Source organism: Hwangdonia sp. (assembly GCF_048381975.1).
Taxonomy (GTDB): domain Bacteria; phylum Bacteroidota; class Bacteroidia; order Flavobacteriales; family Flavobacteriaceae; genus Hwangdonia; species Hwangdonia seohaensis.
This window is the reverse complement of record NZ_JBLWYT010000001.1, coordinates 350391-372378: the sequence shown is the minus strand read 5'-3', so window position 1 is coordinate 372378 and position 21988 is coordinate 350391. Positions and strand designations below refer to the sequence as shown.

19 protein-coding genes are annotated in these 21988 nt (G+C 37.3%); 14 read left to right on the top strand and 5 right to left on the bottom strand.

Annotation, left to right across the window (positions count from 1 at the left end; genetic code table 11):
* Positions 1–8 precede the first annotated feature (8 nt).
* Positions 9–713: a polysaccharide deacetylase family protein gene (locus ACN5J7_RS01635; protein WP_418602399.1), complete on the top strand. Its 705-nt coding sequence runs from the start codon at positions 9–11 to the stop codon at positions 711–713.
* On the opposite strand, the gene ACN5J7_RS01630 is transcribed toward ACN5J7_RS01635, so the two are convergent.
* The 3 genes from ACN5J7_RS01630 to ACN5J7_RS01620 all read right to left on the bottom strand — a co-directional run bounded on the left by ACN5J7_RS01630 (position 710) and on the right by ACN5J7_RS01620 (position 3202).
* Complete coding sequence (locus tag ACN5J7_RS01630) at positions 710–1006, bottom strand: thioredoxin family protein (RefSeq protein WP_311937159.1); 297 nt, start codon at positions 1004–1006, stop codon at positions 710–712. The two genes, ACN5J7_RS01635 and ACN5J7_RS01630, sit on opposite strands and share 4 nt — an antisense overlap.
* Positions 1007–1147: 141 nt before the next feature.
* On the bottom strand, positions 1148–2377 hold the full coding sequence (locus ACN5J7_RS01625) for a metallophosphoesterase (protein ID WP_311937157.1): 1230 nt from the start codon (positions 2375–2377) through the stop codon (positions 1148–1150).
* Positions 2378–2479: 102 nt separating this feature from the next.
* Entirely contained in the window at positions 2480–3202 is a 723-nt protein-coding gene (locus ACN5J7_RS01620; RefSeq protein ID WP_418602398.1) for a copper homeostasis protein CutC, read from the bottom strand.
* Between the two features lie 196 nt (positions 3203–3398).
* Here ACN5J7_RS01620 and ACN5J7_RS01615 point away from each other — a divergent pair, with 196 nt between their 5' ends.
* Both ACN5J7_RS01615 and polA read left to right on the top strand, forming a co-directional pair.
* Positions 3399–4406 carry an isoaspartyl peptidase/L-asparaginase family protein gene (locus ACN5J7_RS01615; RefSeq protein WP_418602397.1) on the top strand — a complete coding sequence of 336 codons (1008 nt, stop codon included), beginning with the start codon at positions 3399–3401 and terminating at the stop codon, positions 4404–4406.
* A gap of 74 nt (positions 4407–4480) precedes the next feature.
* Positions 4481–7327, top strand: coding sequence for a DNA polymerase I (gene polA, locus ACN5J7_RS01610; RefSeq protein ID WP_418602396.1), 2847 nt, complete (start codon positions 4481–4483; stop codon positions 7325–7327).
* 135 nt (positions 7328–7462) lie between these two features.
* Here polA and ACN5J7_RS01605 read toward each other — a convergent pair whose 3' ends face one another.
* Both ACN5J7_RS01605 and ACN5J7_RS01600 read right to left on the bottom strand, forming a co-directional pair.
* Complete coding sequence (locus ACN5J7_RS01605; RefSeq protein WP_418602395.1) at positions 7463–8782, bottom strand: RDD family protein; 1320 nt, start codon at positions 8780–8782, stop codon at positions 7463–7465.
* 41 nt (positions 8783–8823) lie between these two features.
* Positions 8824–9282: a toll/interleukin-1 receptor domain-containing protein gene (locus tag ACN5J7_RS01600; protein ID WP_418602394.1), complete on the bottom strand. Its 459-nt coding sequence runs from the start codon at positions 9280–9282 to the stop codon at positions 8824–8826.
* 706 nt (positions 9283–9988) lie between these two features.
* Here ACN5J7_RS01600 and rplM point away from each other — a divergent pair.
* The 11 genes from rplM (at position 9989) to ACN5J7_RS01545 (ending at position 21957) form a co-directional block, all read left to right on the top strand.
* Positions 9989–10444: a 50S ribosomal protein L13 gene (gene rplM / locus ACN5J7_RS01595; protein ID WP_311937144.1), complete on the top strand. Its 456-nt coding sequence runs from the start codon at positions 9989–9991 to the stop codon at positions 10442–10444.
* Entirely contained in the window at positions 10444–10830 is a 387-nt protein-coding gene (gene rpsI, locus ACN5J7_RS01590) for a 30S ribosomal protein S9 (protein WP_311937141.1), read from the top strand. Before rplM ends, rpsI begins: the two co-directional genes overlap by 1 nt.
* A gap of 195 nt (positions 10831–11025) precedes the next feature.
* Positions 11026–11814 (top strand): 30S ribosomal protein S2, encoded by a 789-nt coding sequence (gene rpsB / locus ACN5J7_RS01585; RefSeq protein ID WP_418602393.1) that lies wholly within the window; start codon positions 11026–11028, stop codon positions 11812–11814.
* A gap of 85 nt (positions 11815–11899) precedes the next feature.
* A complete protein-coding gene (tsf, locus tag ACN5J7_RS01580) occupies positions 11900–12874 on the top strand; it encodes a translation elongation factor Ts (protein WP_311937135.1) in 975 nt (324 codons plus the stop codon).
* A gap of 144 nt (positions 12875–13018) precedes the next feature.
* On the top strand, positions 13019–13726 hold the full coding sequence (gene pyrH, locus ACN5J7_RS01575; protein WP_311937132.1) for a UMP kinase: 708 nt from the start codon (positions 13019–13021) through the stop codon (positions 13724–13726).
* Between the two features lie 152 nt (positions 13727–13878).
* Positions 13879–14436 carry a ribosome recycling factor gene (gene frr / locus ACN5J7_RS01570; protein ID WP_311937128.1) on the top strand — a complete coding sequence of 186 codons (558 nt, stop codon included), beginning with the start codon at positions 13879–13881 and terminating at the stop codon, positions 14434–14436.
* Between the two features lie 98 nt (positions 14437–14534).
* Positions 14535–15764 (top strand): hypothetical protein, encoded by a 1230-nt coding sequence (locus ACN5J7_RS01565; protein ID WP_418602392.1) that lies wholly within the window; start codon positions 14535–14537, stop codon positions 15762–15764.
* A 59-nt stretch (positions 15765–15823) separates the two neighbouring features.
* Entirely contained in the window at positions 15824–18226 is a 2403-nt protein-coding gene (locus tag ACN5J7_RS01560) for an efflux RND transporter permease subunit (RefSeq protein WP_418602391.1), read from the top strand.
* Between the two features lie 109 nt (positions 18227–18335).
* Entirely contained in the window at positions 18336–19769 is a 1434-nt protein-coding gene (gene asnS / locus ACN5J7_RS01555) for an asparagine--tRNA ligase (RefSeq protein ID WP_418602390.1), read from the top strand.
* Positions 19770–19891: 122 nt separating this feature from the next.
* Positions 19892–21352 (top strand): RNA polymerase factor sigma-54, encoded by a 1461-nt coding sequence (gene rpoN, locus ACN5J7_RS01550; RefSeq protein WP_311937117.1) that lies wholly within the window; start codon positions 19892–19894, stop codon positions 21350–21352.
* Complete coding sequence (locus tag ACN5J7_RS01545; RefSeq protein WP_418602389.1) at positions 21349–21957, top strand: hypothetical protein; 609 nt, start codon at positions 21349–21351, stop codon at positions 21955–21957. The genes rpoN and ACN5J7_RS01545 overlap by 4 nt, the downstream gene beginning before the upstream one ends.
* Positions 21958–21988: the final 31 nt, after the last annotated feature.

Below are 21988 nucleotides of genomic sequence, written 5' to 3'. Positions count from 1 at the left end.
TTTAAGGCATGACCTTAACACCTGTAAAAACACCTATGTTGGTAAAGCGGATGTTTCCAAATTATATTTGGAACATCCCAACCGCTGGCAAAACCATCTATTTAACTTTTGATGATGGGCCAACGCCCGACATCACCAATTGGACTTTGGATGTTTTAAAACAATACAACGCCAAAGCCACTTTTTTTTGCATTGGCCATAATATTGAAAAGCATCCGGAGATTTTTCAGCATATTATAAATGATGGTCATGCCATTGGCAATCATACACACAATCACATTAAAGGTTGGAAAACCAAAACCAAAGATTATTTAGAAAATGTTTCAGAAGCAGAAAAAGTTATAAATTCTCAAATTAAAGTTTGTAACACTGAGCACATTCGAAGTGCGGAACTTGAAACTCAAAACCCTAAACTCAAAACCCTAAACTCTGAACTATTTAGACCGCCTTACGGACAAATCAAACCAAAACAGGGCAAACAACTCATCGGGTTAGGTTACAAAATAATCATGTGGGATGTGCTGTCTTTTGATTGGGATAAAAACGTTACGCCCGAGGGTTGCTTAAATAATGTGATTTCAAAAAGCACAAACGGAAGCATCATTGTGTTTCACGATAGTGTGAAAGCTTCAAAAAACATGCAATATGCTTTACCAAAAGTTTTGGAATATTTTAACGAAATAGGATATAGCTTTAAAAGCTTAGAAGCTTAAAAATATTGCTGAATAATCCCAATAAGTGTATTGGCATCTTGCTCACCGCTTTGGCGCCATTTCATTTCGCCATCTTTATAAATTATCAATGTAGGCAAGCCTTTTACACGTAAAGCTTCGGCGAGTTCTTCGTTTTTTTCAACATCAATTTTAATCACTTTGGCTTTATCGCCTAATGCTGCAGCAACGTCGCGAAGTACGGGATGCATGGCCGTTGATTGTTCGTTCCATTCTGTAAAAAAGTCTAACAGAACTGGAATATCCACATCGATAAGTTCCCCGAATTTTGACATATCTTAATGTTTTAAATCAATACAAAGCATTACAAACCTACAATTTTTTATTTTAGTTTGAAATCAACGCCATAAACTAAGTTGCTGATACTTAATTATAAATATAAAAAAAATTGTAACAACTCCAACATTAGTTAGTATTTATGCGTCTTTTACGCCCTTTTTAAGTTCGATAACCGTTATTTCCGGCCAAATACCAACACGCCCCGGATAGCCTAAATAGCCAAAGCCGCGGTTTACGTTTATGTATTGCCCTTTTTCTTTGTAAATACCAGCCCAATGTTTATAGCGCCATTTTACGGGACTCCATTTAAACCACCCCGGTATTTCGATGCCAAATTGCATGCCGTGGGTATGACCGCTTAATGTTAAATGGTAATGATAATCGTCTTGAACCACCTCTTGCTCCCAATGCGATGGGTCGTGGCTCATTAAGATTTTAAAATCATCCTTATCAACCTGTTGAGCGGCCTTTTTTAAATCTCCAGCCTTTTTAAAACCGCCAGCGCCCCAGTTCTCAACACCTATAATAGCTAAACGTTGGCCGTTTTTTTCAATGGTTCTACTTTCGTTTAAAAGCAAATCGAAACCCATGTCTTTTTGGGTTTGTATCAAGTCCTTAAAATTTTGTGCTTTGGCTTCTGATGTTGGCCAATTTACATAATCGCCATAATCATGATTACCCAATACCGAATATATCCCGTCCTTAGCCTTTAACGATCCAAACAAATCTTTCCACGCCGCCATTTCAGAGCTTTTGTTATTGACCAAATCCCCTGTAAACATAATCACATCCGATTTCTGTTCATTAATTAAATCTACCCCATATTCAATCTTGGTTCTGTTATCAAAACTGCCACAATGAATATCGCTGATTTGGGTTATTTTATAGCCATCAAAGGCTTCTGGTAAATCTTCAAAATACAATTTATAGCTTAAAACCCTAAAGCGGTATTTGCCTTTGTACATGCCGTAAAGAAGCGATGCAAACGGAATTGCTGCCAATCCTATAGCAATCTGACTGATAAATTTTCGTCTGGAAGGCATGTAGAAAGTTTCTTTAGTAGTAACCAATTTATCATACAAACCCAACACGACTCTAATAATATCTTCGCCCAATAAAATGGGAATAATAACTAAGTTAAAAGACATAAAAGCGAGTAAAAACCCAAAGGCATAACTTTTTGAAGGATTTAAAACGCGCCCATCTGAAGCTGCTAAAAACTGAAACATGAAATTGCCTAAAACCAGTAAAGCAATACCTATAAAAATAATGTACACCCAATTACTTTTGCTTATTGTTTTAATGGCTTGAAAACCATAAAACGATATAAACAGGTAGAAAAGAATAAAAATAATCCAACGCGACATAGCTTTTTTTCCAAAGATACCTTATTTAAATATTCCAGCTTTATCTGCAAAACATATTTAACGCTACGTTAAGAAACGTCATCGTTTAATTGCTGTAACTTGCTATGAAATGGCTTTAATAATATTGGCGATGCGGGTTTCGTCTGAAAATGAAATAGTACGTTCGTCAAAAAAAGAAGCACTGTTCATAGAAATTTTAGGTGTTTCAATAACTTGTTTTATTGTTGTTGCAGAGCAATGGATTTCGTTAAAACCGGCCTCTTTAAACAATAGGGCATTTTCAGCATTGATACCGCCCCCTGGAAGTATTCCAATTTTATTTTCGGCCTTTTCCTTTAGCTGTTTAAGCAGTTCCAAGCCTTTATTAGCAGCGGTTTCCTGTCCCGAAGTAAGCACCCTATCAACACCCAAATCCGCAAGTTGCCCTAAGGCTTCCAAAGGATTTTCAACCCAATCAAAGGCACGGTGGAACGTAAATGGCAATGGTTTTGCGAGGGCCATTAAAATTTTGGTTCGTACAACGTCAATGGTATTGTTTTTATTTAAAACCCCAGAAACAATGCCGCTACATCCCAGTGCTTTACATTGTAGAATATCGCTTTTCATAATTTCGAACTCATCATCGGAATAGGTAAAGTTTCCGCTTCTTGCACGTATTAGAACAAACACGGGAATTTTAAGGGTTTCTGTTGTTTTTTTAATCAGCCCAAAACTTGGTGTTATCCCGCCAACGGCAAGTTCAGAACACAACTCAATACGATTTGCCCCTGCATTTTCGGCATGAATTGCAGAACGATATGAATTGGCACAAATTTCTAGTAGCATTTTTTAGTATATTAGAAGCCAAAATTAAGTATAATTTAGCAAATGCTTTTAAACTAATATGATTTCCGCCTGACAATCATGGGGATTGTGGAAATGAAAAAATATAAAACTTAGGTGGAATTTCCATAACTAGAATTCGATACCTAAATGAATGGTTATATGGAAACTACATGTGATCATTGAAAAAAACAAAAATATGAAAAGAAGAAACTTTATTAAAAACGCATCTTTAACGGGAGTTGGCGTTGCCGTTGGAAGCTCCATTATAGGTTGTGCCGAAAATAAGAAAGAAGACAACAAAGCGGCCGCAACAAACACAAAAGCGTCGTTACCCTTAGTAATTGCCACCTGGAATGTACCGAACGCCACCGCAAAAGCTTGGGACGTCTTACAACAAGGAGGTTCGGTTTTGGATGCTTTGGAGCAAGGTGTTATGGTTGAAGAAGCCGATGAAAAAAACCAATCCGTAGGTAAAGGCGGGAGGCCCGATCGAGATGGGAATGTAACCCTTGATGCGTGTATAATGAATAAAGAAGGAGACTGCGGTGCCGTGGTGTATATGCAAAATATCACCCACGCTATTACCGTGGCAAGAAAAGTTATGGAAGACACACCACATGTGATGCTTGCCGGAAAAGGTGCCGAACAATTTGCTGTTGAAATTGGCATGAAACGCGAAAATCTTTTAACGGATGCCTCAAAGAAAGAATGGGAAGAATGGCTTGTTGAAAAAGAATACAAACCCATTATAAATATTGAAAACCACGATACCATTGGCATGCTCGCTATCGATAAAAATGGCGATATTTCCGGGGCGTGCACCACAAGCGGACTCGCTTATAAAATGGCTGGTCGTGTGGGCGATTCTCCAATAATTGGCTCCGGTTTATTTGTGGATAACGAAGTTGGTGGCGCGGTTGCCACTGGTTTGGGCGAAGAGGTTGTAAAAACCGTTGGCAGCTTTTTAGTGGTAGAATTAATGCGCCAAGGCAAATCGCCACAAGAAGCTTGTGAAGAAGCTATTGGCAGAATTGTGAGCAAACCAAACAGCAATTACAAAAACTTTCAAGTGGGTTATATTGCCGTTAATAAACAAGGAGAAACGGGATCGTATTCCATTCACGAATGGTTTAGCATGACGAAATATCAAGATGGAAAAAACGAAAATTACCAATCGGATTATTATTTGAAGGATAAAGAATAATTCGCAAATATTTTATTTATTTCAAATTAAACTACAACTTTTCGTAGTTTTGGTTTTCTTTCAAAACAAACAAAATGTCAGACCAAAAACGTCTTTTTCTTGTCGATGCCTACGCCTTGATTTTCCGTGGGTATTATGCCTTTATAAAAAATCCGCGAATCAATTCCAAAGGCGAAGACACTTCGGCCATTATGGGTTTTATGAACTCCCTTTTGGATGTAATTAAACGCGAGCGTCCGGACCATTTAGCCGTTTGTTTTGACAAAGGCGGTAGTGCAGACCGTGTAGAAATGTTTGAAGCCTACAAAGCCAACAGGGATGAAACGCCCGAAGGTATAAAAACAGCAGTTCCGTACATTTATGAGATTTTAAAAGCCATGCACATTCCCATTATGGTTAAGGAAGGTTATGAAGCCGATGATGTAATTGGTACCCTGTCCCGCCAAGCGGAAAAAGAAGGCTACCAAACCTTTATGGTAACGCCCGATAAGGATTTTGCGCAATTGGTAACCGAAAATATTTTTATGTACCGTCCCGTTTTTGGCGGTGGCTACGAAACTTGGGGCATCCCCGAAGTGCAGAAAAAATTTGAAGTAACCGACCCTATGCAAGTGATTGATTTTTTAGGGATGATGGGCGATTCCAGCGACAATATTCCCGGATTACCGGGCGTTGGTGAAAAAACGGCCAAAAAATTCATTAAGGAATTTGGCAGTATGGAAGGTTTATTGGCCAATACCGATAAGCTTAAGGGCAAGATGAAAGAAAAAGTGGAGGCCAATGGCGAATTGGGATTGCTCTCAAAACAATTGGCGACCATTATGTTGGATGTTCCGGTAACGTTTAATGCCAAAGATTTTGAACTGGACCATCCCGATATTGAAAAGGTTAAAGACATCTTTCAGGAATTGGAGTTTAGGAGATTGACCGATAATTTTTTAAAAACGTTTTCAACCGAAACGGAAACTGCTCAATCTTCACCCGAAAAACCTTCAGATAAAACGGAAACAAAAGCCACACCAAAGGAAGTTAAATCTGCTGGAGCTGGTCAATTTTCTCTATTTGGAGCAGAAGACAATTCCGCGGAAGCGCCAACAAGCAACACCAGAAAAACCTCGGAAACATCGTCGCATTTTTACCAAAGTGTCGCCTTGGGAATGGCCACCAAATTGTTTGTTAAAAATTTAATGAACCAAACTTCGGTGTGTTTTGATACCGAAACCACAGGGTTAAACCCGTTGACGGCAGAATTGGTGGGCATTGCATTTTCGTGGGAAGTGGGCAAAGGTTTTTACATGCCGTTTCCCGAAAACAAGGATGAAGCGCAAGCATTGATTGAAGAATTACGGCCGTTTTTTGAAAGTGAAGCGATTGAAAAAATCGGTCAGAATTTAAAATACGACATTAAGGTTTTAGCAAAATACAATGTTAGCGTAAAAGGCAAATTGTTTGATACCATGTTGGCGCATTACCTGATTAACCCGGATATGCGGCACAATATGGACGTGCTTGCCGAAACCTATTTGAATTATACGCCAATTTCGATAACCGAACTGATTGGGAAAAAAGGCAAAAACCAACTGTCGATGCGCGAGGTGCCGCTGGAAAAACAAACCGAATACGCCGTTGAAGATGCCGATATTACCTTGCAATTAAAAGAACATTTTGAAAAAGAATTGGGTGAGGCCAACACACAAAAGCTGTTTGACGAGATTGAAATTCCGCTACTGCGCGTTTTGGCGGCCATGGAATTGGAAGGCATTAATTTGGATAAAGACTTTTTACATTCGCTATCGGAGCAGTTAAATACGGATATAAAGGATTTAGAAACGAAAATTTATACCGAAGCGGGCGAGGAATTTAACATTGCATCGCCCAAACAATTGGGTGTTATTTTATTTGAAAAACTAAAGTTGGTTGACAAACCCAAAAAAACCAAAACGGGACAATATGCAACGGGTGAAGATATTTTATCTTATCTCGCCAAAGACCACGACATTATTCGGGATATTTTAGAGTATCGTGGATTGGCAAAATTAAAAAGCACCTATGTGGATGCCTTACCGCTTCAGGTTGAAGAATTAACGGGAAGGGTGCACACCGATTATATGCAAACCGTTGCAGCAACCGGGCGTTTGAGTAGTAATAATCCGAATTTACAGAACATTCCAATTAGAACCGAACGTGGGCGACAGGTACGAAAAGCGTTTATTCCCCGTGATGAAAATTACACCTTGCTAGCTGCCGATTATTCTCAAATAGAACTGCGCATTATTGCGGCTTTGAGCAAAGAAGAAAACATGATTGAAGCCTTTAAAAACGGTGAAGATATTCATGCTTCAACAGCTTCAAAGGTATTTGGTGTGCCTTTGGGCGAAGTTACCCGCGAGCAACGAAGCAACGCCAAAACCGTAAACTTTGGTATTATTTATGGCGTTTCAGCTTTTGGACTGAGCAATCAAACCGATTTATCGCGAAGCGAATCCAAAGCATTGATTGACACCTATTATGCCACCTATCCGAAACTGCGAAGTTATGTTCACGAGCAAATCGATTTTGCCCGCGATAACGGCTATGTGCAAACCGTTTTGGGACGTCGCCGTTATTTAAAAGATATTAATTCCAGAAATGCGGTGGTTCGTGGCGCTGCCGAACGAAATGCCGTAAATGCGCCTATTCAAGGAAGTGCCGCCGACATTATTAAAATCGCCATGATTAATATTTATAACAAATTACAAGAAGGCGATTACAAAACCAAAATGTTACTGCAAGTCCATGACGAATTGGTTTTTGATGTTTATAAACCCGAGCTTGAAGCCATGAAAACCTTGATTAAAACCGAAATGGAACAGGCTTTTGTAATGGATGTACCGTTGGACGTGGAGATGGATGTAGGCGAAAATTGGCTGGAGGCGCATTAAGCTTATTTCGCAAAAATACACCGCCAATTGTACTTAAGAAGCAAAAACCTTTAAATCACTGCTGTTCATTTTTAGACGAAACAGACAAATAATTTAAAGATTTCTGTTTTAAATTCTTTTTGAATTCTAATGAGATTACTTTACATGTTTTTCTTTTTTCAAACGTTCACCTACTACCGTATATGAAATCTGGTCGTGAAAAAGTTTTTTGTATTTTCTATATGTGAAAATTTGAATTATAAATGGAATAACAAGCAAATACAAGTAACCCATAAAAAACCTTAGTATATTTCTAAAAAACGCCCTGAAAAAACCAATTCGGTTGCCTTGACGGTCTGTAATTTCCATTTTCATTATTAGTTTCCCAAATGTACCTTTATACTTAGAGGACTCAACGACTGCGCTAACGACAAAATACAATAACATAGGAATAATTATGAAAAAGAACCAATCATTCATGGTAAGTTCTGCTGTTTCATCCATAATAACTTCTTCGGAGGCAAATGCCGACCAGCCTACTCCACCTAAAATTGATCCAATGAAAAAAAGCGGTACTGTAGTTAATATTTGATCAAGGAAAAAAGCCAAAGCCCGTTTCCATAATACCCTGCGGTAATACTTTTTACGCCAGTCAACCTGCATGTCAACATTTGCAATTTTCTTTCTTTCTCTGGGTTTTACGGTTTCTTTTTTAGCTTCTTTTTCAACTATCGGTTTCTTTTCAATTATCGGTTCCTCTTCAACTATTGGTGCTTTGGTTTGTTTAGCCTCAACAACTTCTTCAACTTGGTCTGCTAATGCTTCTGTACTATCCGGAACGTCAATTTCAGAATCTGCCAATGAAGATGCTGGCGTGGGGTCCGCGGTTGGTTCGGTAATTTCCATTTCGGAAAGCAATTCTGAAATATCAGCTTTCGATGCTTCCTCTACTACGACGTCATCTTCAACAGACTCAACATTATTATAACTGAATTCATTTATGGATTCGTAAATATCGTTAACCACCGAGGTTAAGGCATCATCTTCACTGTTCCAAAATTGCTTGTTATTAAGCGGTTGCGTGTTTTTAGGCAATAGTGGTAAGTTTACAAATGGCGTAGATTTCCACATACAATTCCTTACCAAAATAGGCAGCATAATCGTTTCATCGTTATTATATCTTTCAATAACTTTTTGGGTACGAATATAAGTTTGATCATCGTTAATAAAATCGGCACTTATAAACGCCAAAACAATATCGGCATCATATAATTGAAGCTTATATTCGTTAATATCCTGTCCTGGTGGGATCTCGAAATCGCTTAAAATTTCAATGGGAATTTCAGAATTCCTCACTACCGGTGAGAGGTATTTTTTCACCGCTTTGGTTTGTTCTTCATCTTCGGGAGCCGCTAGGAAATATACGGTGATTTTTCCTTTTTTAGTGGGCATTGAAGACTGCGTGCTTGTTGCCATAGTTATAAATATTTTGGTTGGTTACTTTATTTTTATACTATTTACTTTGATAGGATATGATCCACAAGGCGTTCAATTCCGGTTGCTACTTCGGTGAAGGCTGCATCTCTATCGGCATATTCAGAAATCGGTTTTGCATTTCGCGGTAAAGCCTGCAATTTTGCAAATGGCATGCTGGTCCATTTACAATTTCTTAAAATAATAGGCACTACAAAGGCGTCTCCGGCTTCGTGACGTTTCATGGCTTCTGCCAATTCTTTATCCCAAATAAAATCGGAAGCGAGAAAATCGACACTTACCAAAAGTAAAATGACATTGGCTTTAGCAAGTTCATCCATAATGCCGGCATTCCATTCCTGTCCTGCAATTAATTCGCGATCGTTCCAAGCATCAATCTTGCCCGAGCGCTTTAGTACTTTTAGGTATTTATCCATTTCATCTTTGAGGCCTTCATCTTCATGGGCATATGAAGTGAAAATTTTGACGGCTTGGTCTGACATAATTGTTTATGGGTTTTTAATTATTAATTACAAACTGGTTTTTCATTTAAATAGTAATAAGAAATCGCCATAACGAAATCCTTTTAAAATAAAAGGAAATCACAAAATGCATAAGCTCAAAAAAAATAGATTGGGGTAGTAATTGTTGAAATTCAATAAAATAGTGCGCCTTGAATTAGACTTAGAGAATATTAAAGTTAGTAAAAAATAATTAAATGATCTTTTTTTATCTGTCGCTATACTTTCACTTACAAACGCCTTGAATTTCTTCAGCAATTTAGTATAAAATATCTTAATATTCTATAAGCACACACATATAAATGATTGATTTTGTAAAAGTTACTACCTTTTACCACCATAAATATGGTTTAATCAATCACTCATATCATTAAATTGATGATAATAACAACGGTTACTTTACCGATAAAAACCATTTGTTATCAGTTGGCATCAATCTTAAATTTGTTGAAAACAATTAGGCCTTTCAAGCTGAAAAACAGAACACACCACGTAATAATTACACCCAATCAGTTCATCAAATTTCTTGGTAATCGATTGGGTTTTTATTTGATAAAATTCAATCGCTCAAAACCCGCAATTATTAATCTAAAATAATCTCACTTCACTATTTGGTAATCAAATATATAATCGTAAATTTGCAAACTCTTTTTGAGAGAGGAATGTTTAATTAGAAAAAATTTAAAGTGTGGACACATTAAGCTACAAAACGATTTCAGCAAACAAAGCTACTGTAAATAAAGAGTGGGTTTTAGTTGATGCTGAAGGTCAGGCGCTTGGTCGTTTAAGCTCTAAAGTTGCAAAACTTTTAAGAGGTAAACACAAGCCAAACTTCACACCTCATGTAGATTGCGGAGATAATGTAATTATTATCAATGCTGAAAAAATCACGTTATCTGGAAACAAATGGAACGACAAAACGTACATTCGTCACACAGGTTACCCAGGAGGTCAAAAAAGTTTAACTGCTACTGAATTGTACGGGAAAGACCCTGCAAGAGTGGTAGAAAAATCAGTAAAAGGAATGCTACCTAAAAACAAATTAGGTGCAGCGTTATTCCGTAATCTAACCGTTGTTGTTGGTTCAGAGCATGCTCATGCAGCGCAAAAACCAAAGGCAATTAACTTAAACGAATTCAAATAATGGATGTAATTCACAAAATTGGCCGTAGAAAAACGGCTGTTGCGCGCGCTTATGTTGCCCCAGGAAAAGGTAACATTACAATCAATAAAAAAGACTTAGCTAATTATTTTACTACCGCTACTTTACAGTACAAAGTAAAACAACCATTAGTTTTGACTAACAATGACGCCAACTTTGATATTACAGTAAATGTATTTGGAGGAGGTATTACAGGTCAAGCAGAAGCTGTTCGTTTGGCAATTTCTCGCGCTATGTGCGAAGTTGATGCAGAGAACAGATTAACATTAAAACCAGAAGGTTTATTAACAAGAGATCCAAGAATGGTAGAGCGTAAGAAATTCGGACAGAAGAAAGCTCGTAAGAAGTTCCAATTCTCGAAACGTTAATTTTATCCTCAACTTGATTGAGGAACTGTTTATCAGTTATCTTAATCTTGTTGAAAATTAAAACAAAAAATTTAAACAGTTATTGTTGTCCTAGTTGTAAAAAACAGGATTTAGTTTAGCATCTAAATAGTTAAGGCGATTTAAAAAATGACCACTTAATTATTGCTAATTCAACAGAACGTAAACTATTACAAAATGGCAGTAGAAGTAAAAGAATTACTTGAAGCAGGTGTACACTTCGGTCACCTTACACGTAAGTGGGATCCAAACATGGCGCCTTACGTATATATGGAGCGCAACGGCATCCATATTATCAACCTTTATAAAACAGCGGCAAAAATTGAGGAAGCAGGTGCGGCATTAGCTAAAATTGCAAACTCGGGTCGTAAGATTTTATTCGTTGCAACAAAAAAACAAGCCAAAGATATCGTAGCTGAAAAAGCCGGCGAAATTAACATGCCTTACATCACGGAAAGATGGCCAGGTGGTATGTTAACCAACTTTGTTACTATTAGAAAAGCGGTTAAAAAAATGGCCTCTATCGATAGAATGAAGAAAGACGGTACGTTTTTAACCTTATCTAAAAAAGAACGTTTACAAGTTGATCGTTTAAGAGCGAAGTTAGAAAAAAACTTAGGTTCTATTAGCGATATGACGCGTTTACCGGGAGCTTTGTTTGTTGTAGATATTAAGCGTGAGCACATCGCTATTAAAGAAGCTCAAAAATTAAACATTCCTATTTTTGCCATGGTTGACACCAACTCCGACCCACGTCAGGTTGATTATGTTATACCAGCAAATGATGACGCTTCTAAATCGATAGACAAGATACTAACTCACGTAGCATCTGCAATAGCAGAAGGTTTGGCTGAGCGTAAAGCTGAAAAAGATGCTACGGCATCTGCTAAAGAGGAAACTCCAAAAGCCGAGGCTAAAGCTAAAGCTGCTCCAGCTAAAAAAGCTGTTGCTGAAGAAGAAGAATAAATAACACAATACACACAAATAAGTCGTTTAGTTCTTTTTCTCAATTGAAAAATAAATTAAACGACTTTTTTAAATTATAATTACTATGAGTACTACAGTAAAAATAACAGCCCAAGAGGTTAATAAATTAAGACAAGCTACTGGTGCAGGCATGATGGACTGCAAAAAAGCATTGGTTGAAGCCGAAGGTGATTTTGACAAAGCCATTGAGGTTTTACGTAAAAAAGGACAAAAAGTTGCAGCAAAAAGAGCAGACCGCGAATCTAGCGAAGGTGCCGCTGTATCTAAAGTAAATGCCGATAATACTTCAGGTGTCGCTATTGTTTTAGGATGTGAAACGGATTTTGTTGGTAAAAACGAAAACTTTTTGGCATTAGCTAATCAATTGGCCGATATTGCTTTAAACCACGATTCTAAAGAATCATTTTTAGCAGCAGATTTTGGAGGCATGACAGTTGCCGAGAAATTAGTTGAACAAACTGGTGTGATTGGCGAAAAACTAGAAATCAATGCATTTGAAAAACTAGAAGCTGCTTATGTTGGTACTTACGTTCACATTAATAAAATTGCTGCTTTAGTAGGCTTATCTGCTAATGTTGACAACGCTGAAACCTTAGTAAAAGATGTTGCTATGCAAGTAGCCTCTATGGGAGCTACCACTTTATCTTATAAAGATTTTGACCCGGCTTACATTGCATCGGAAACTGAAGCGCGCATCGCAGTAATTGAAAAAGACAATATCGAATTAGGACGTTTGGGTAAAACCCTAAAAAATGTACCAAAATATATCTCTATGGCACAATTAACTCCAGAAGTTATTGCAGAGGCAGAAGAAGCTGCAAAAGCAGAACTTAAAGCTGAAGGTAAGCCAGAACAGATTTGGGACAGAATTTTACCTGGTAAAATGGAGCGTTTTATTTCTGATAATACAACTTTGGATCAAGAGCAATGCTTATTAGATCAAAAGTTTATTAAAGACGAAAAGAAAACCGTTGCCGAATATGTTTCTTCTTTTGGTGATGTTGAAATTTCAGGATTTAAACGAGTTACTTTAGGATAATTCTAATTTCTGTTAAAACAGGAATCTAAAGCATAAACCACTATTCTTAAAAGAATAGTGGTTTTTTTAATCCTTAAAAAGGACTTATTTATAAATTCAAAAAATAAAAAAATTATGTAGCTTTGCTAAACTTTCAGAAACATTATGAAATACAAACGCATCCTACTTAAATTATCCGGCGAAGCCTTAATGGGCGACCGACAATATGGTATCGACCCCGAACGATTAGCAGAATATGCCCAAGATATTAAAGCCGTTACAGAGAAGGGCATCGAAGTGGCTATTGTAATTGGTGGCGGCAATATTTTTAGAGGCGTAGCTGGCGCCATGAATGGCATGGACCGAGTTCAAGGCGATCACATGGGTATGCTGGCAACCGTAATAAACGGTTTAGCATTGCAAAACGCTTTGGAAGATGCCGGTGTGAAAACACGGTTGCAAACGGCCATTAAAATAAATGAGGTTGCCGAACCTTTTATACGCAGAAAAGCGATGAGTCATCTTAAAAAAGGACGTGTTGTTATTTTTGGTGGCGGCACCGGAAATCCGTATTTTACTACCGATTCTGCGGCTGTTTTAAGAGCAATTGAAGTTGAAGCCGATGTGATTTTAAAAGGTACACGGGTTGATGGTATTTATAACACAGATCCTGAAAAAGACCATTCGGCTATAAAATTTGAACACATCACATTTGACGATGTACTGAGAAAAGGGTTGAAAGTAATGGACACCACAGCGTTTACATTAAGCCAGGAAAACAAACTGCCAATAATAGTTTTCGATATGAATACCAGAGGAAATTTAATGAAAGTTGTTTCTGGTGAAAAAATTGGAACAGAAGTAAATATTTGATTATTAAAATTATAACTTTAAGGTATCACTTTAAAGTTTCAAATAAATTGTCATTCCCTTAAAAAAGGGAATCTAAACTAACACCACATTATAAAATTAAAGCTTGTTAGTTTGGCGCAATTTTTGAAATTATTGATATAAAATTTTAAAACATGAACGAAGACGTACAATTTATATTAGACACGGCAAAAGAAGCTATGGATAATGCCATAAAGCATTTAGAAAAGCAATTGGTAAACATTAGGGCAGGAAAAGCAAGTCCCGCAATGTTGGGTAGCGTTATGGTAGATTACTACGGTTCGCAAACGCCCTTAAGTCAAGTAGCCAACGTAAATACACCCGATGGAAGAACAATAACCGTTCAGCCTTGGGAAAAAAGCATGTTGCAGGAAATTGAACGTGGTATTGCTTATGCCAACCTTGGTTTTAACCCCATGAATAACGGAGAAACCATTATCATTAATGTACCGCCTTTAACCGAAGAACGCCGTCGTGCCCTTGCAAAACAAGCAAAGGCAGAATCCGAAGATGCAAAAATCAGTGTTAGAACAGCACGTAAAGACGCCATGAACGACGTTAAAAAGAATGATGATATTTCAGAAGACCTTCAAAAGAATGCTGAAATTGATATACAAAAAATGACGGACTCATACGTGAAAAGGATAGATGATATCTTTGAAAATAAAGAAAAAGAAATCATGACCGTGTAATTTAAGAAGCGACTAAATTGTCGCTTTTTTTATAAACCCTAACTTTTATCGCGCACATGCTAAAACATTGTACAACTTTCCTGTTTTTCATTTTTACAATGTTGCTGCACTCCCAATCTTTTTCAAATACGGAAATAGAACCCAAACAAGATTCGATTAAAAAAAAAGCTTTTGTTAAGCAACTCGGAAACGGTTTTTTGCCCACCAAGTATTTTAATTTCGACTTGCGCTATTTAATAAAATTCAATCAATACGAGGGCCTCAGAACTGGTATTGGTGGCATAACCAACGAGGCGCTTTCAGAGACCTTCCGAATTAACGGCTATACCGTTTACGGTTTTAAAGACCACCGTTTTAAATACAGTATCGGTGCTGGTTTCAGGTTGGCCGAAGAAACAAACACCTGGTTAAACGCGTCGTATACCAACGATTTACAAGAAACCGGAAGCACAAAGTTTTTAACCGACACCCGCTTTTTCCAATTTTTCGAACCCCGTTTGTTAAATATCGATTTGTTCCATAAACACGTTACAAAAGCCGTTTCCATCGAACACCAATTAGCGTCAAAATTATTAACCGAAACACAGTTTGCGGTAAGCAACATAAACCCAACCTACAATTACCAATACGTTTTTAACAACAATGCACTTAGCGAGTTTCATTTAAGCACCGTAACTTTAGCATTGCAATGGAGCCCTTTTAGCCATTATGACTATGCAAAAAACAAATTAATCGAAACCAAGGAAGGCTACCCAAAATTTACGCTTCAGTTTACCAATAGCTTTAAAAATTTATTTAACAGCAACATAAATTTTTCAAAACTGGATTTTAGAACCATTCATAAAATACCACATAAAAACGACGCCCTGTCAGAAATCACTTTAGTTTCTGGCATCACCTCTGAAAATGCGCCATTAACCCATTTGTACCACGCATACCCAAACAACATCAGAAAAGAAACCATTATGCAACGGTTTTCGGTGGCTGGTTTAAATAGTTTTGAAACCATGTTTTTTAATGAGTTTTTTTCGGATAAATTCACAACCTTTCAACTCAAACATTATATAGCGCCATTTAAAATATCCAAACGTTTCCAACCGCAATTGGTATTAATAACCCGATACGCTATTGGCGACATAGAAAACCCGGAAAGGCATCAAAATGTAACATTTAATTCTTTAAAAAAGGGCTACACCGAATCCGGTTTCGAGCTTAACAAATTGCTCTTTGGCTTTGGTTTAAGTTTTTCGTACAGATATGGCGCATATCATTTACCTAAAACAGAAGATAATATTGCCCTAAAATTCACCTTTAACGTAACATTATAAGGGAATTAAAGTTAGTTATACATTGTTTTTTCTACCTTTGCGCATCTTTAAAACAGAGCATGTTTAAACTATTCACAAAAAACTTCTGGGATGTCACGGCAAGACTTATTTTGCGTAACAAAATAGCCATTCTTGTTGCCATAATTGGGGCTACTGTATTTTTTAGTTTTCAGTGGAAAAACATGCGGTTTACCCACACCGAAGCCAACTTATTACCGGACGACCACGAGGTAAATGTGGTTTATAACGATTTTTTAAAAATCTTTGGTGAAGAAGGTAATTTAATTGTTCTTGGAGTTAAAGATACTTCACTTTTTACCGTTGAAAAGCTGAATGCTTGGAACAAACTTTCAGAATCGTTCAAACAATTTGAAGATGTTGAAACTGTTATTTCAATCAAAGATTTACAAAAGCTTATCAAGGATGATGAAAACGAAAAATTCAAGCTCGAACCTTTTATAAAAGATTCGGTTTCATCTTTAAAACAAATTGAAACGCTTCAAAATGAGCTTTTTAAAAAGTATCCGTTTTATGATAATTTCCTGTTTAATAAAGAAACAAAAACGATTAGAACGGCCATTTATTTAAAAAAGGATATTGTTAACACATCGGCCAGAAAAGACTTTGTTATCGATGTTTTAAACCCGACGATTGAAGCTTTTGAAATCGCCCAAAATTTAGATGTTAGGGTGTCTGGAATGCCTTATATAAGAACCCTAAACTCCCAACTTATTATTGACGAAATAGGCAAGTTTATTGTTGCTGCCTTATTGGTTACCTCGCTTATTTTCTTTTTCTTTTTCAGGTCTTTTCGAGCCACTTTTATTTCGTTAATCGTAGTGTGTATTGGCGTGATGTGGACCTTGGGTTTCCTAGGTTTGTTAAACTACGAGATTACCGTTTTAACGGCCTTGATTCCGCCATTAATAATTGTAATCGGTATTCCAAACTGCATCTTTTTAATAAACAAATATCAACACGAGGTTAAACTACACGGTAATAAAGTAAAATCGTTGCAACGCGTTATCACCAAAATTGGGAATGCAACGTTAATGACCAACGTTACCACAGCCTCTGGTTTTGCTACTTTTATTTTAACCGAAAGCAAGCTTTTAAAGGAATTCGGTATTGTGGCATCGCTAAGTATTTTGGCTATTTTTATTTTGTGCCTGCTCATCATTCCAATTATTTACACCTTTTTACCGTACCCAAAAGAGCGTCATTTAGAACACTTAAACAAGCGTTGGATCGGTGCTTTTGTTGATTGGATGGAACGCATGGTAAAGCAAAAACGCATTGCCATTTACGCCACGTCATTGGTATTGCTTATAGCCAGTATTATTGGTATTTATCAAATAAAAATCTCGGGGAGTTTGATAGACGATATGCCTCAAGAATCCGAATTTGTAAACGATATTCGTTTTTTTGAAGATGAGTTTAGCGGTATTATGCCCTTGGAAATTATGATTGACACCAAGCGCAAAAAAGGTGTTATGAAACTAGGCACCTTAAAACGTATGAACGAACTGGAGGATTTAATTATTGAAACGCCCGAACTCTCTAAACCCATTTCGGTTGTTGGTTTGGTTAAATACTCCAAACAGGCGTATTACAACGGCAATCCCAAGCATTACCAACTACCAACGTCGCAGGAAAACAGTTTTATTTTATCGTATGCCAAAAACTCGACATCCAATGTCGATTTGCTTAAAAACTTTGTAGACAGCACCGGGCAATACGCACGTATCACCACTTTTATGAAGGATATTGGCACCGATAAAATGGAGCGCATCGAGGAAAACCTGCAAACCGAAATAGACAAGGTTTTTCCTAAAGAACGCTACAACGTAAGCATGACGGGCAAAGCGTTGGTGTTTCAAAAAGGCACCAAATACTTGGTAAAAAACCTAGCCATTTCGCTATCGTTGGCCATATTTCTTATTTCTTTATTTATGGCCTATATGTTTAGGTCTTTTAGAATGATAATTGTATCGCTCATCCCTAACCTCCTGCCATTACTGGTAACCGCAGGTTTAATGGGCTATTTGGGTGTACCTATAAAACCGTCAACCATTTTGGTGTTTAGTATTGCTTTTGGTATTTCGGTTGATGATACCATTCACTTTTTAGCAAAATACAGGCAAGAGTTACAGGCCAACCATTGGAAAATAAAAAAATCGGTTTATGCCGCTTTACGCGAAACCGGTGTGAGCATGTTTTACACCTCCATTGTTTTGTTTTTTGGATTCTCGGTTTTCACCATTTCCAGCTTTGGCGGTACGGTGGCTTTAGGGGCTTTGGTCTCGGCGACTTTACTTTTCGCTATGCTTTCAAACCTCTTGTTATTACCGTCTTTATTACTGTCTTTAGAACGCAGTATTGCCAATAAAGAAGTATTGAAAGAACCTTCAATAAATATTATTCCTGAGGAAGACGACACAGAGGAAATTGCAAACAACTAATTCTAAAATCCAAAAAGGATATTTCTCATTTTGGTGTTTGTTTTTTGATTATTTGAAGATTGAAAGCCCAAAGGCTTTCTTTATATTTGCACTTTAAAATTAAATACACATGCAATTACGTACCGTATCACAATTATTATCGCAGGAAATTACCCTGCCAGAAGTAGAAATCAAGGGTTGGGTAAGAACCTTTAGAGCAAATCGTTTTATAGCCTTAAATGATGGTTCTACTTTAAATAATATACAATGTGTAGTGGACTTTGAAAATACAAACCAAGCTATTTTAAAACGTATTACAACGGGTGCTGCACTTCATATAAAAGGCGAATTGGTGGAAAGCCAAGGCAAAGGCCAAAATGTTGAAATCAATGTGAATTCCATTGACATTTTAGGCGATTCTGATGCTGAGAGCTTTCCTATTCAACCTAAAAAACACTCGTTTGAATTTTTAAGGGAGAACGCCCATTTACGCACGCGAACCAACACCTTTAGTGCCGTGATGCGTTTGCGCTCTGCCCTGTCGTTTGCCATTCATAAATATTTTAACGAAAACGGATTTTACTATATGCACGCTCCAATTGTTACGGGAAGCGATGCCGAAGGTGCCGGCGAAATGTTTCGCGTTACCAATTTAGATGCTAAAAATCCGCCATTAAATGACGAAGGCGAAGTCGATTTTTCAAAAGATTTCTTCGGAAAAGAAACCAACCTTACCGTTTCGGGGCAATTGGAAGCTGAAACCTATGCGATGTCTTTAGGTAAAGTATATACCTTTGGCCCAACCTTTCGCGCCGAAAATTCGAATACTTCGCGCCATTTAGCTGAGTTTTGGATGATTGAACCCGAAGTGGCTTTTATGGATTTAGCGGGCAATATGGATTTGGCGGAAGCTTTTTTGAAATCTGTTATTACTTATGTTTTAGAAAACAATCGTGAAGATTTAGAGTTTTTGGACAAACGTTTACAAGACGAAGAAAAATCTAAACCGCAGGCGCAACGTAGTGATATGACGTTAATTGAAAAATTAAAGTTTGTTACCGAAAACAATTTTAAACGTGTAAGCTATACCGAAGCCATCGATATTTTACGCAACAGCAAACCCAATAAGAAAAAGAAATTCAAATATCTAATCGACGAATGGGGCGCAGATTTACAAAGCGAACACGAGCGTTTTCTTGTTGAAAAACACTTTAAATGCCCTGTGATTTTGTTTGATTATCCGGCAAATATAAAAGCGTTTTACATGCGTTTAAACGAAGACGGCAAAACCGTTCGTGCCATGGATATACTGTTCCCAGGCATTGGCGAAATAGTTGGTGGCTCGCAACGTGAAGAGCGTTTAGAGGTTTTAAAAGAAAAAATGAAGGCTTTGGATATCGATGAAGAGGAACTGTGGTGGTATTTGGATTTACGCAAATACGGCACTGCGGTGCATTCTGGGTTTGGCTTAGGCTTCGAGCGTTTGGTGATGTTCGCCACAGGAATGGGCAATATTAGAGACGTTATTCCTTTTCCACGAACCCCACAAAACGCAGAGTTTTAGATTTACTTTCGTATTATAGAGACCTGTCAGGTTCCCTGTGCTGAACTTGTTTCAGTATCTTAATCAGACAGGTCTTCTTTTTTAAAAATAGTTTTATATTTTTACAATAATCAAATCGGAACATGCTTAAACAATATTTACAATTCAAATTATCGCAAAAACTGTCGCCGCAGCAGATTCAATTAATGAAATTGATTCAGTTGCCAACACAGGCTTTCGAGCAACGCATTAAGCAAGAGCTTGAAGAAAACCCTGCGCTTGAAGGTGGTAAAGAAGAGCATGACAACGATTACGATTCGGATTTAGACAATTCTGCCGATGATTATGATGACAATGAAACCATAAATGCCGAAGATATTAATGTTGATGAATATTTAAGTGATGATGAAATCCCGGATTACCGCACGCAGGTTAATAATTACAGTAGCGATGATGAGGAAAAAACGATGCCCTATGCCGCAGGAACATCTTTCACCCAGCATTTAATCAATCAATTGAACACCTATCGGTTATCTGACGACGAGCGCGATATTGCTGAATTTTTAGTAGGAAGCGTCGATGAAAGCGGATACATCCGTCGTTCGCTATCCGATATTACCGATGATTTGGCGTTTACGCAAAACGTGTACACCGATGAAGACAAAGTGGCATCGGTTTTGCGCATTGTACATCAATTGGATCCGGCTGGTGTTGGCGCACGAAACCTTCAAGAGTGTTTAAGTATCCAGCTACATAGAAAAGAAAAAACAGCCAATATAGAATTGGCTATTGATATTATTGATAATGCTTTCGATCAGTTTACAAAAAAGCATTATAAAAAACTGCTCCAAAAATTCGATATTACCGAAGCTCAACTGAAAGACGCCATTTCAGAAATTGAACATTTAAACCCAAAACCCGGAGGTTCTTATGCGGGCAATAACCGAATTGTTGAACATGTGGTTCCCGATTTTGCCATTAAAATTGTTGATGGCGAGTTAGAGCTCACGCTTAATGGCAGAAACGCACCCGATTTACACGTGTCTAGAGAATACAGCAACATGCTTAAAGGTTATAAGGACAGTAAAGAAAAATCGAGCTCGCAAAAAGATGCCGTTATTTTTATAAAACAAAAATTAGATGCTGCCAAGTGGTTTATCGAGGCTATAAAACAACGCCAACAAACCTTGTTTGTAACCATGAGTGCTATTATGCATTATCAAAAAGAATATTTTTTAACTGGCGATGAGCGCAATTTAAGACCCATGATTCTTAAAGATATTGCCGATGAAATCTCTATGGATGTCTCTACCGTGTCAAGAGTGGCGAACAGTAAATATGTCGATACACCTTACGGTACAAAACTCATCAAAGAGTTCTTTTCTGAATCGATGAAAAACGATCAAGGCGAAGATGTTTCAACCAGGGAAATAAAGAAAATTTTAGAAACAGTTATTGAAGAAGAAGATAAGCGCAAACCACTAACCGACGAAGCTTTAGCTACCATTTTAAAGGAAAAAGGTTATCCAATTGCCCGACGAACCGTTGCTAAATACAGAGAACAATTAGATATTCCGGTAGCACGTTTACGCAAAAAAATATGATAGATCGTATTTTAAAAAGTATCTCGTTTGTTTTTCACCCTTTATTAATGCCATTATTGGGCGTGGTCTTTTACTTTGCCAAATCCCCAAGGTTTATCCCCAGTGAAATTATCCGAGCCAAATTAATTTCGCTTTTTATTTTAACGATTATTTTACCCGTATTGCTCTTCTTTTTATTAAAAACACTTGGCAAGGTAAAATCTATTTATTTAGACAGCACCAAAGAGCGTATCCTTCCGCTTTTGCTCTATTGTGTGGTTCTTATTTTGGTATTGCAGCGTATTGTTACGCCAAGTCAAGTTATTGAGCTTTATTTCTTTTTTGTAGGCATATTGATTTCAACATTGGCTTGCTTGATTTTGGCGATTTTTAAATTTAAAGCCAGTATTCATATGATTGCCGTATCGGGTTTATTTATGTTTTTTATAGCTTTAAGCATTCATTTTAACATCAATATTAACGGTACTTTGGCATTAATGTCGATTATTACCGGTGCGGTTGCAACTTCAAGATTGCACTTAAATGCCCACACGTATAAAGAATTGATTATGGGTTGTTTTATAGGCGTGTTTCCGCAGTTAATTTTAGTCAATTATTGGCTATAAAGATTTCCAATTTTATGGAAATGACGGCATT